Source organism: Pseudomonas sp. NPDC077451 (assembly GCF_044543345.1).
Lineage (GTDB): Bacteria > Pseudomonadota > Gammaproteobacteria > Pseudomonadales > Pseudomonadaceae > Stutzerimonas.
This window is the reverse complement of the sequence record NZ_JBITVX010000023.1, coordinates 37,646-49,471: the sequence shown is the minus strand read 5'-3', so window position 1 is coordinate 49,471 and position 11,826 is coordinate 37,646. Positions and strand designations below refer to the sequence as shown.

Annotated in this window: 7 protein-coding genes and 2 pseudogenes; 1 reads left to right on the top strand and 8 read right to left on the bottom strand. The window is 63.4% G+C overall.

From position 1 onward, the window contains the following. Positions 1-162 precede the first annotated feature (162 nt). The 7 genes and pseudogenes from tnpC to ACIGHL_RS21770 form a co-directional block, all read right to left on the bottom strand. Positions 163-1,511: pseudogene (tnpC, locus tag ACIGHL_RS21800) on the bottom strand (IS66 family transposase). Between the two features lie 71 nt (positions 1,512-1,582). Beyond that, a pseudogene (gene tnpB, locus ACIGHL_RS21795) lies at positions 1,583-1,862 on the bottom strand (IS66 family insertion sequence element accessory protein TnpB). 367 nt (positions 1,863-2,229) lie between these two features. Beyond that, on the bottom strand, positions 2,230-3,276 hold the full coding sequence (locus ACIGHL_RS21790; RefSeq protein WP_446697735.1) for a serine hydrolase domain-containing protein: 1,047 nt from the start codon (positions 3,274-3,276) through the stop codon (positions 2,230-2,232). A gap of 79 nt (positions 3,277-3,355) precedes the next feature. Then, positions 3,356-3,802 carry a DUF2147 domain-containing protein gene (locus ACIGHL_RS21785; protein ID WP_216707005.1) on the bottom strand — a complete coding sequence of 149 codons (447 nt, stop codon included), beginning with the start codon at positions 3,800-3,802 and terminating at the stop codon, positions 3,356-3,358. Positions 3,803-3,906: 104 nt separating this feature from the next. Next, the gene (locus tag ACIGHL_RS21780; protein ID WP_216707004.1) at positions 3,907-4,857 is read right to left on the bottom strand and encodes an alpha/beta hydrolase; all 951 of its coding nucleotides are present in this window, start codon (positions 4,855-4,857) and stop codon (positions 3,907-3,909) included. Beyond that, positions 4,854-5,171 (bottom strand): DUF2218 domain-containing protein, encoded by a 318-nt coding sequence (locus tag ACIGHL_RS21775; RefSeq protein WP_216707003.1) that lies wholly within the window; start codon positions 5,169-5,171, stop codon positions 4,854-4,856. Before ACIGHL_RS21775 ends, ACIGHL_RS21780 begins: the two co-directional genes overlap by 4 nt. Before the next feature lie 54 nt (positions 5,172-5,225). Further along, the gene (locus tag ACIGHL_RS21770; RefSeq protein WP_216707002.1) at positions 5,226-7,364 is read right to left on the bottom strand and encodes a TonB-dependent siderophore receptor; all 2,139 of its coding nucleotides are present in this window, start codon (positions 7,362-7,364) and stop codon (positions 5,226-5,228) included. 172 nt (positions 7,365-7,536) lie between these two features. Here ACIGHL_RS21770 and ACIGHL_RS21765 point away from each other — a divergent pair, with 172 nt between their 5' ends. Then, complete coding sequence (locus ACIGHL_RS21765; protein ID WP_128121883.1) at positions 7,537-8,505, top strand: helix-turn-helix transcriptional regulator; 969 nt, start codon at positions 7,537-7,539, stop codon at positions 8,503-8,505. Positions 8,506-8,953: 448 nt separating this feature from the next. On the opposite strand, the gene ACIGHL_RS21760 is transcribed toward ACIGHL_RS21765, so the two are convergent. Continuing rightward, complete coding sequence (locus ACIGHL_RS21760) at positions 8,954-11,773, bottom strand: AsmA family protein (protein ID WP_216707001.1); 2,820 nt, start codon at positions 11,771-11,773, stop codon at positions 8,954-8,956. Positions 11,774-11,826 lie beyond the last annotated feature (53 nt).

The following is an 11,826-nucleotide window of genomic DNA, read 5'->3' as shown; positions in this document are numbered from 1 at the left end:
TGTGGGGTTTCCCCATGTGAGAGTAGGTCATCGTCAAGCTTCTACACCAAACCCCCGATCTTCGTAAGAGGATCGGGGGTTTGTCTTTGGGCGTAAAAAGCTAACGTTCGATTGAGCGTGCGCGGTAGCAGCCAGCAGACCGGCGAAAGCTTATAGCTTCGCCTAACGCCAGATTGCGGGATGGGACGTAAGCGGTCCATAAACCCCTCCTGCCGCCAGCAGGGTTAGCCAGTCAGGATGCAGTCGTTGGTGGGCAGTTCCCGGCAGCAGCGCTTCGTAATCGTCAACGCTACTCGACGCTGGCAGGCGCTCGAGGATGTGGCGCAGCCAGGCTTTAAGGCCGTGCCCGCTGGCCTTGGGGTTTCGATCAGGCTGTAGATCTGCGCGCTGGCAGTGGCGCCCTTGGGCGTGTCGCTGAACAGCCAACTCTTGCGGCCGATGACGGAGGGACGGGTGACGTTCTCGGCACGGTTGTTGTCAGTGTCCTTCAGGTCACGCTCGACGCCGTAGAGCTTGTTGATCAAGTTCAGCGCCATGTCGGCGCGGCCGGTCTTGCCCTTGGGCTGTACCTTTTGGGCTCCGACGAACTTGCGTCGCGCATGCGCCCAGCAAGCCAGGCGTTCGATGCCCTCTCGTGCGGCCACAGCATTGTAGTCGTCGGTCATCAGGTAGCTGCGGTAGCCGTCGAGCAGGCGCAACGGCACCTCCTGCGCGAGGCTGGTGGTTAGTCGAAAAGGATCACCGGCTTGTCCGGCGGCCCACCGCTTTGCACCCACATCCAGGATTGCGCGCAGGGATCGCGCCCCGGCTAGTGCATCATCTGTAGACGCGTCTCATCGCTGTGCAACCGAGTACTCCAGCAGCTTGTCGCGCATCAGGTTGAGCAGCGGTTGCGGTTGCTCGCCACTTTTGGATCACCCTGCGCGCCAGGGTCTAGCGGGGGATGTCGACGCCGTGACGGCTGAGCATCCTATCGAAGCGGTACAACGGTATGCCGTCGGCGTACTTGGTGGTCAACAGCATCGCAAGCACGCTGGGGCTGGCCAGGCTCTTTTCGATCAGCTGGGTCGGCTTGTCGGCAGTCACTGGCGCGGTTTCACATGCCTTGCAGGCGTAAGTCTTGCGCATGACGACTGCATCGGAATGATCTCCAGCTGCTCCCTGGTTTCCTCGCCGATTACCTGTTTGCAAATGCCGCAGGCGAAGGTCAATTCGTGCTCGGGCAGTTCGTGGATGATTTCCACACGTGGCAGGTTGGCTGGCAACGACTAGCGCTTGCCGCGACGCTTGACCGGCGCGACCACTTCTTCGGCTTCGCTTGGCACGGCGGCCGGATCGTCGATCAGCTCTTCGGCCTCGCTGAACATGGGCAACTGCGGTGCGCCGGCCTCCTCAGGGCTGCGCTCGGACTTGGGCGAGAAGATTTTATGCCGCAGCAGGGCGACCTGTTCTTGGAGCTGAGTGGTCTTGTCCAGATCAAATTGACGCGCCTGTAGCACGTCTAACAGCAACTGCTTGAGCGCGGCAGGGTCATCGGGGAGTGTTTAGGGCAAGGCAATCATGACCGTGGATTTATACCGGCTCAGGCCACGAAACGCGGCGTCAGCACCTGGTGCGGTCGGTTACGCCACAGGTCGATACCGTCGAGCAGCCAGTTCAGCTCGTGCACCGTCAGTTCGATGGCCTCGTCACTGACATCGGGCTTGGTTTTGAAGCGCTCGGCCTCCAGGCGCTTTAGCCACAGGCAAGCCATTGCGCTCCCAGTAGAGGGTCTTGACCTGGCTACGGGTGCGGTTGAGGAACACGAACAGCACCGGGTTGAACACTTCCACCTTGATGTCCAGTGCGACCAGAGCGGCCATTGATAGATTTGCGGAAGTCGACGGGCTTGGATAGAGGTGGACCTTCTGCACCTTGGCGTCGGGACGCATCATGACGGGGCTCCACCGGGGATAACAGGGAGCCCAGCATCCGGGAGCGGATAGCTCAGTTGAAGGTGGGGTTTATGGAGCGCTTACGATGGGACGGCGATGCAATTGACGCACGACGCGCAGAGGTTGTGTTGACCTGCGTTGGTTGAGTCAGGGACGATTATTTTACATCAGCAGCTTTACAAGCTATGTCGGCAAGGGCTCGTAAATTCGTATATCTACCGAGCTTCCGTACGTCCGTTTGTAAAGAGCCATTTATAAATACCGCTTCCATGCAAGCAGTGAAACAGGCTCCAGATTACCTGACCTGTGTGCCACCCAGCGCGCCGGTGATGTCGCCAAGCAGCCGGTGCAGCGCGTCGCGATGCCCCATGGCGCCGCTGGGGGGATGCTGGGTGTTGGAGGTCATCACCACCGTCATCTCGAGGCCCGGCACCACGTAGACCATCTGCCCGCCATAACCCCAGCCATAGCGTACCGCTTCTCCGCCCAGCTCGGTGATGAACCAGCCATAGCCGTAGCCGTGCCCGGTGTAGCGCGAGCGGGTGTGGGGTGTCCAGGACGCTTCAATCCAGTCCTGCGACAGCAATCGCTCGCCGGATGCGCTGAGCCCGCCGCGGCGGTAGAGCTCGCCAAAGGCCAGCAGCGAGCGGGGCGTCATCGCCATCTCGTTGCCGCCCAGGTAGATGCCCTGCGGGTCGCGCTTCCAGGCGCTGATGGCGAAGTCGTCGAGTGGCGCCAGCCACTGTCGCGCCAGCTGCAATGTGGATTTACCGGTGCGGCGCGTAAGGATTGCCGAGAGCAGATGGCTGGAGCCCGTCGAATAGATCATCGCCGTGCCGGGGTTGGCCTCGAACGGTCGTGCCAGTGCCGCACGAACCCAGTTGCGACTCGCCACCCAGGCGCCGTAATTGCGCCCGGAGGTCGATCCGAGCCCGGCCTGCATGCTCAGCAGGTTGCCAACCGTCACCTGCTGCAGACGTGGATCGGGCTTGCCGGGCAGGTCGGCTGGCAGAAGCTCCGCAATGGGCTGCTCGACGCTCTCGATGACGCCCTTGTCGATGGCGATGCCGACCAGTGCGGAAATCACCGATTTGGACGCGGATTTGATGTTGCTCGGCGTGGTCGTGCGGTGCCCGCGGTAACCGCGCTCGGCAAGGATCTCGCCACGCTGGGCGATGATCAGGGTGTGCAGCTGTTCCAGGCGCTCGGCCTGCGCGAGCACGGCGGTCAGCCGGGTATCGGCGACTGCCAGGGGGCAGAGAAGGAGCAGCATCGCCAGGCAGAGTGCGCAGCGGGGGCGGGGGCTCGATGGGTGCAGGAGGCGCAGGGCAAGGGAGTGCATGCAGGGTTCGACCCTGGCCTGGCGGCACCGTGCAATCCGGGAGCCGGGCGGCGGTCCGGCTCTCGGATGCCGAGCGAGGTTACTGGCGAATCCAGGTCTGTGTGCGGCCCAACGCCTCGATGCCGATGTAGCCGCGGACTTCCAGCTTGTCGCCGCCTTCGACCAGCTTGGCCTTGGCGCGGTAGGTCTTGCCCTTGGCCGGGTCGAGGATGGTGCCGTCGCTCCAGGCCTGTTCGCCGTCCGGCTTGAGATCCCAGAGAATGGTCATGCCGGTGATGGGCTGATCCTTGCGCTCGCCGTCGCATTCGCTGCAGACCGGGTTCGGTCCGTGATCCGATTTCAGGATTTCGGCGACCTTGCCGCTCAGCGTGCCGTCAGCGGCCTGCTGGATTTCGACGATGGACTTGGGCTTGCCGGTTTCGTCGTCGATGGTCTGCCAGCGGCCGGCAGGCGATTCGGCGGCAAAGGCCAGTGACGAGAGCGAGAGTGGCAGGGCCAGCAGCAGGGCATTGAAAAGAGGACGCATGGTGTCTCCAGTGATGGAAAAGGCAGCGCCGACTCTAGCACCAGGCATTTGCCTGCGCTGGCCCTGGCCGGCTGACCGGTCGGTTCTCGTCGCTTACGCCATCCTCAGTCGTCCCTATCGCGGGATGGCTGGCGGCCGATCGCGGCCGCCAACGCCAGTGCCACGACCGAGCTGTGTGCGGCGTTGGTGCCGTGGTTGGCTCCCGGGAACAGCTGAAATTCGCTGTGCAGGCCGTGGCTGGACAGCCGCTGCAGGCGGTCGACCAGATCCCGGGCATTGCCGACCATGCGCCGCTCGGCCATATGGCGCTGGCGCGGGTCGTCCATGGCGGCATCCGCCGCGGGCTGTTCGGCACCGCCAGCCGTGACCAGCAGGCGCGCACCGACGGGCTGGCCTGCGAGACGCCGTTCGAACGCTTCGAGCGTGCGTTCGACATAGCCCTGGTACCACCAGATCGACGGACTGGCGGCGACATAGCCCTGAAACGCCTGCGGCTTGGTGAGCAGAGTGTAGAGGGTGAACAGGCCGCCGTAGGAATGGCCGAGCAGGGTCTGCCTTTGCACATCGACCGAGTAGCGTTGGGCGATCACGGGTTTGAGTTCGTGCTCGATAAAGGCCAGAAAGTCATCGGCACCGCCCGATGGCGGCGGTTCTCGGCCCGGCAGGCGCTGGCGATCGTCGGCTTTGGGCGTGTAATCCTCGGCACGCGCCTTGAAGTCGTACAGGGCCTCGCCGGGGTAGCCGATGCCAACCACCAGTACCGAATCGCGCAGGCTTGGGTCGGGTCGGTCCTCCAGCGCCTGGGCCTGGATCGCCAGCCCCGGAAACAGGGCGTTTCCATCCAGCACATAGAGCACCGGATAGCCACCCGGCGGTGGCGCGTGTCGCGGCTCAGAGACGAAGATGCGGTAGTCCTTGCCAGTGCGTTGCGAATGCAGGTCACGCTGGCTGCTGTGCGGTAGCTGAACTGGCTGCCAGCCGGCTTCTTCCTCGGCGTGTGCCTGTACGACGGCAAGTCCCAGACTGGCGAGCACGGCGAGCAGGGCGCCCTTCATGGCTCGACCTGCCTGTGGCCTGGCGGCAGCGGCCCGTCCAGCCAGTTCACCTTCAGTGCTTCCTCGCCCGAGAAGCGATGGAGGTGGTCGTCGATGACGAAGCGCAGGCGCTTTTCTGCCTCGCCGGCCTCGGCCTGGCAGTCGATCAACAGTCGCTCGTCATCGGCGAGCATCCGGCACTGGCCGAAGGCGAATTCGACCTGCGCCTGACGCTCATCCAGCTGAACCTCGGCCTTGTGCGCGAAGTGTTTGCACAGCCGTGTCATGTTGCGGGACGCGCGGGGTGTCGCCACCAGGGCGTGAAACTGGGGCATGGTGATCTCCGGAAGTCAGCCGCCGACGCCTACGGGCGCAGGCGGCTTGGTGGGTCAGAACTCGTAACGGGCGCCCACCGTGAAGCTGCGTGACGGGCCGTAGAAGTTGAAGGTGCCGACGCTGCCGACCCGCGAGTAGTACTTGCGGTCGAGCAGGTTGCTCACGTCGAAGGTGCCGGTCAGCTTGTCGGTGATCGGGTAGGACAGCTTGGCGTCGACCACTGCATATCCCGGTGCGCTGAGGCGCGGGCTGCCGGCGCGTTCGATGTAGTAGTCGCTCATCGCGGTCACGCCGCCGCCGATGCCCAGGCCGCGCAGGGCGCCGCCGGGCAGGGTGTACTTGGTCCAAAGCGAGGCCTGGTGCTGGGGCATCAACGCGAACAGTGCGTTGTCGTCGCCGGCCAGGTTCTCGGTCTTCATGTAGGTGTAGCCGGCCAGCACTTCCCAGTCGGGGGTCAGGTAGCCGCTGATTTCCAGTTCGCCACCGCGGATGCGGGTCTTGCCGGTGGCTTCGTAGACGCCGCTGATCGGCGCGCCGCTGTCATCGATGGCGCCGGCCGCGCGGTTCTCGTCGGTGAGCCGAAAGGCGGTGACGCGCGCATTGAGGTCGCCGCCGAAATAGCTGCCCTTGATGCCCACCTCGTACTGCTCGCCTTCGCGCGGGTCGATGATGCGGCCGTCGGCACCGGCCTCGCTCTGCGGCTTGAATACCTGTGAGTAGCTGGCGTAGAGGGAGTGCTGGTCATTCAGATCGAACACCAGGCCGGCGTAGGGCGTGACATAGCCGGATTCGCGCACATCCTGCGTGGCGCTGCTGTTCTCGCCTTCGAAGCTGCTGACCCGCGCGCCGCCGATCAGCGCCAGGCGCTGGATGGGACGGAAGGTCAGCTTGGCGTAGAGGCCGGCTTCGCGCTCATCGGTTTCGGTCGGTGTGCCGAAGGTGACGTTCGGCTTGCTGGTGTCGCCCGGCTGGTAGCTGGCGACGTCGATGGCGCCGAGATTGCCGCGGGCGTCCGCGTAATCGGTCTCGTAGCGCTTGAAATCGCTGCCGATGACGAACTCGCTGACCTGCCCGAGCAGCTCGAGTGGCTGGCTGTAGTTGGCATCGACGGCGAGGGTGTCCTGCTCCAGATCGCGGGCGGTGTAGGCCAGGCTGGTGGCGCCGCTGTTGACGTTGCGCGCGGTGAAGGCATAGAGGTAATCGGTCGCGCGCCTGGAGCCGCGCACCGCCACGCGACTGTAGCCGCCATTGTCGAAGCGATGGGTCAGCTCGGCGACGACGTCGGTGCCGCGGCTGTCGAAATCCCCCCAGTCGGCGCCCAGGTAGGTCGAGCGACTGAAGTCTTCCAGGCTGCCGTCGATGGCGGCCGGATAGCCGTTGTGCGGAAGGATGTCCTTGGTCTGGTGAATCAGCCCGAAGGACATGACGGTGGCGTCGGACAAGTCGATGTCCAGCGCGCCGTAGAAGCTCTCGCTGGTGTTGGCGTTGTAGTCGACCTCGCCGTTGGTGTCGGCGCGGGAGATCACCGTACGGCCGCGCAAGCGACCTTCTTCATCGAGCGGGCCGGAGAGGTCGGCTTCCAGATAATTGGTGTCCCAGCTGCCGTAGCGCCCGGTCAGGCTGCCTTGGAATTCGCGGGTCGGGCGCTTGCGCACCATGTTGACGATGCCGCCCATCTCGCTGGTGCTGTTGAACAGCCCGGACGGCCCGCGCATGACCTCGACCCGATCGAACGGCGACAGCGACGGCAGCGTACCGTTGATGCTGGCCATCGGGGCGGGCAGACCATCGATGTTGAATTCGTCGTACTCGTAGCCGCGTGCATAGATCGACGAGCGACCGCTGTCGTTGGTCAGGGTGCGCAGGCCGGTGGAGTACTTGGCCAGGTCATCCAGGTTCACGAACTGGCGGTCGCGGATGTAATCGCTGGTGTACACGCTGATCGACTGCGGAATGTCGCGCAGTTCGGCCGGCGTCTTGGTGCCGACGGTGGCGGCCGGCACGGTGTAGCCGCCGCTTTGCTCCGAAGACGGCATGTCATACAGGCGGTTGCCTTCAACGGTGATGCTCTCCAGCTGCACCGGTTCGGCTCGGGCAGCGACGCTCTGCGCCAGGGCGCTCAACGGAAACAGGCCGAGCAGGCCGGCGAGCAGCAATGGTCTGAGGCTTGAGGTGCGGAGAATTCTGTCCATGGGCGGCTCCTGTCGCAGCGGCGGCGACGTGTTGGCAAACGTCCGCGCTGCTTAATGATAATGATTTGCATCAAAAGATGTCGGCGCGTAGTCTGCCACCCAGCCGCTTCGCGAACCTTTGCGGGGCCGAACATTTGCTTTGCAATCCCGTCAGTTCGAGGCGTAGCGCCGCATGAATCAAGCCGATCACATCATTCGTGGCGATGAGTTGCCGGCCATGAGCAGGCCGGGGCTGCGCCTGCCCAACGAGGATGACGACCGCCTGCTCTACGGCCGAGTGAAGTGGGCGCAGCTGCGTGATGGCCTGTCGCTGCACTGGTCAGATTGCGAAGAGCTGCAGGATTTCGTCACCGAAAACGTGGTTGGCCCGCGGGTGTCGTTCGTGCTCTTTATGCAGGGCCAGAGCCGGGTCAGTTATGGCGACCTGTCGCTGACACTCGGTCAGCCGGCGTCGCAGCGTGCCCCCGAGGGCGTGGCGGTTTCGATGAACGAGCCCGTGCTGTTCCGCCGCCAGGCGCGCCGCGGCAGTCATATCCGCAAGCTGGTGGTGAGCCTGACGCCGGACTGGTTCGAGGGGGGTGGGGAGGGTGTCGTCTCGAGCGATGGCGCGATCCGCCGCTTCATGGACAGCCACCTGGCGCCGCGCATCTGGAAGCCCTCGGCGCGGCTGCTAACGCTGGCCGAGCAGATGCTCAACCCGCCCGGCTATGACCCGCTGCTTCAGGGCCTGTACCTGGAAAGTCGGGCGCTGGACATCGCCTGCGAGGCACTGATCAGCCTGGGTGATGGCTCGGCGCCGGCGGAACAGGGCCTGCGCCCGCAGGAGTATCGCCGTCTGCAACGCCTCCTCGCGCTCCTCGACAGCGGTGAGGCCGACGACTGGACGCTGGAGCGCATCGCCCGAGAGGTAGGCGTCAATGCCACCACGCTGCAGCGGCAGTTTCGCCTGTTCAAGGGCATGACTGTGTTCGAGTACCAGCGTGCCCGCCGGCTGCAACTGGCGCGGGAGGCATTGGAGCGCGAAGGTGCCAGCGTCAACGAGGCCGCCTGGCGCGCCGGCTATAACAGTCCCGCTAACTTCGCCACGGCATTCAAGCGCCATTTCGGCATCAGCCCGCGGCAGGTGCGGGCGAGAGTTTAAGCGCTTGGTAACCGACCTGCTCGACGATGAGGTACCGGCTCCATGAGCGACATGGAGAACGATAAGACCATCGCGCTTCGCGATGAGTCGTGCGGACATTCCAGAAGCGCGTAAGTATCAGATTGCTACCGTAAAGGAGGACGTCGGCGAGCGGTATCTGAAGACAAACGCTTCGCCATCGGGCGCTACCTGCAGTCGAGCAATAAGTACGAACACAATTATGAAGAACTAAAGGCCGAGCATGATTCCGCTGTGCGAAGCCGCGGGCCTTGGGATAAGGGGCCCGCGCGTCTTTAATCCCAACACCTCCACGCAGCTTTATAGGCTTACAGCCGACAGACCGACGACGTTGTGCTACGCACCCAGGCCGCGTTCGAGCAACTGCAGACCGATGGCACGGTGACCGAGTGGATGGCAGGACATCACTGATCCGTGCCACCGGGTTATCTCAAGGCCCGGTGCTCTGTTCGAATTCATTTAGCGCCTTACGGCAGCCGACCCCAGAGCCTTCTCCGAGCCCAGCCTCCAGCCAAGGCAGAATTGCCAATGGCGGCGCTATCAAGGCGCCGGCCACACTGGCAACGGCACGGGCTGCCAATTCGCCAGTTACCACGCTGACCTGCGGGTTGCTCAGAGTGCCCTGCAGTTCCACAGGTGAGTTACCTGAGAACAGGCTGATGTCCTTGGCGTGAGCCTCGAATGCCAGGTTTAGGCGTTCGCTGTCGAGCTTGATGGTGCCCCCGCCAGTGATGTTGCTGTCGGTGGTGCTGATAAAAAACTGCTCCAGCTTGGCTATGCCATCTGTCGAGTCGAAACGCAGGTAGGTGCAATTCATTGGCACCTGATCGTCGTCAGCGAGCGCGGCCAGCGCAGCTTCCCCGCCATCCAGGCCGAGCAACTCTACAGCGAGCATATCCAGCTTCCCGCCAGACATCGCAAGTTCCAGCTTGCCATCGAGTGCCGCCGCCATCTCGCCCAGGGAGTGACCTTTGAAGTTCAGGTCCAACTGGCCGCCAATGGTCCCGGCCGAGTCCTGCGCTACCTGCGGAAGGTCAGCTTCGCGCAGGACAGGGGACAAATTGACGCTGGTGATATCCAGGTGCAGTTCACCCGTTGGTTGCGGTGGCCGTATGTCCAGGCGCAGCCGGCCATTGGCCTTGCCTTTACCAATGGCGAGCTTCAAGGGTTCGGCTACCAATACGCCTTCGTCCAGCTCGACTTTGAAGTCGACCGCATTCAGAGGTATTTCCTTGGCTACCACGTAATCCGCCTCGTAGCGGACGATGGCGTCGCGGTCGCGCAGTGCATCGAGGCCAAGCGATTCGTCGGAGAATACCTGCCCGTCGTTCGGGTCGGTCGGTGTGTCGGGGGCTTTCAGGTCTGACGTGTGGAGGGTATCGGAATGCAGATTGGCCCAGAGCATGGGGCGACCGCTGAGGTCGAGGCGAACGTCGCCGCTCAGGTCGCTCTCGCCCCATTGCGCACGCAGATCCTGCAGCCGCAACTGCTGATTCTCCCAAAGGAGCTGACCGCGCAGCTGGTAGCCTGCCAGCGAAGGCAGGCTCAAGCCGGTCAGCGGGTTGAGGTTCGCCGGGTTCGGACCCTCGAGCGAAATCGCGAGATCCGCCGCCTCCAACTGCAGCGGATCGGTGATGGTGCCATTCACGCTCAGGCTGCTTTCGCGCGACGTCACCGTGCCTTCGACGGGATAGGGTTGATCGTCGAACAAGGCTTCCAGCGCACCGACATCAAGTTCGAACTGCAGCGGCACCTCGTTGCGCCAGGCCTCGCCCGTCAATAGCAGACCGGAATCCGTGGAGGTGGCACCCACTTCGATCCGCAGGTCGCGAGCTGGGTTTGCATAAGTAAGGTGCGTGTCGCTCAGATGGGCTGAGTTCTGCCCCAGCTGCGCATGCAACTCACCATCCAGCGTGCCCAGCTTCGGATAGCCCAGTGGCTCAAGTGCACGGCCCAGATCCAGCTCCTTGATGGAGAGATCGACCGTTCCGCTCAGCGACTTCTTCGTCAGGTCGAGGGCGCCGTTGGCGCTGATCGCCCCGTCGCCTTGCTCGGCGTGTAGCTGGTCGATCTTCAAACGCTGCTCGGCCAAGCTGCCCTTGAGCACGATGTCGCTCAGCGCGGCATCGCCATACAGGAGCTGCTCAAGGCTGAGGTCCACTTCGCCGCGATAACGGCGCAAAGGCTGCAGCAGATTCTGAGCGCGCTGTTGCAGCGATTGCTTGTCACCCTGTGCGTGCGGTTGAGTGCTGTCCTGCTCGGCGTTAAGCAAGCGCATTACGCCCCAGCGATTGAGGTCAAGCCTGTTGCCTTGCATCTTCACGCTCAGTTCGGGCGTTTCACCACGCTCCAGGACCAGCGAGCCGGTGAGGTGGCTTTCGCCTGTCTTCAGATCCATGTCCTGCAACGCCCAGCGCTGCCCATCTCGCTTGAGCTGAGTGTTGAAATCGAATGCCGGAACGTCGATAGCCGGAGTATTGAACGCCATCAGTTCGGCCGAATCCGGCGCGCTCACCGTCAGCTTTCCCTGCAGAGCATCGAGCTGCGGAAGTTGCTTGGCTTCACCGTTGAAGTGCGCCTGGATCTCGCCCAGTTGGGCGTCGAGCGTCACCGCATAGGGCGCACCGCTGGCCAAGGCCTGGGAAGGCGGCTCGCCAGTCAGGCTCAGTTGCAGTGGTTTGCCCTGCACGCTGCCCTTACCTTCGATGGAGAGCTGTCGCTGGTCCGCGCCGTTATCGGTGGTGGCGATATCAAGGGTGACCTCGGCGTCCAGCGCGGCATCGCGATAGGTGAGTCGCCCGTTCTGGATGCGGATGGTATCGGGCTGGATTGGCGAGCTGCTGTCGCTGGAGCTGTCTTCGCTTGTCAACGCGGCCCAGTTGGAGCGGCCATCTGCCTGCCGGGCCAGATGAATCTCAGGCTGCTCGAGCTCGAGCAATTGCAGGCTGAGGTTGCCAGTCAGGAGCGCACCCACATCGATCTCTGCCTGCATCGCATCAAGCTTGAGCATATAGGGGTGTTTGGCCCACTCGGGGTTGGCGATTTCGACATCGCTTACGCTGATCCCCAGCGGAAACCCCCAATCGATGTCGAGGGTTCCGATCTCTAACTCGCGACCATCCAAACGCTGGCTCAGTTGGGCTTCGATCTTTTCCCGTGCCCACTGCGTTTGCACCAGCACTGCCGCAATCACCGCGAGCAGCACCAGGCCCGCCAGCACGATTCCAAAGATTTTCGCTGCCTTCGCCACGTTGCCTCCTGATCCGGTTTCGCTCGTGCGCGATACGTGAGGGTCAGCTGCAG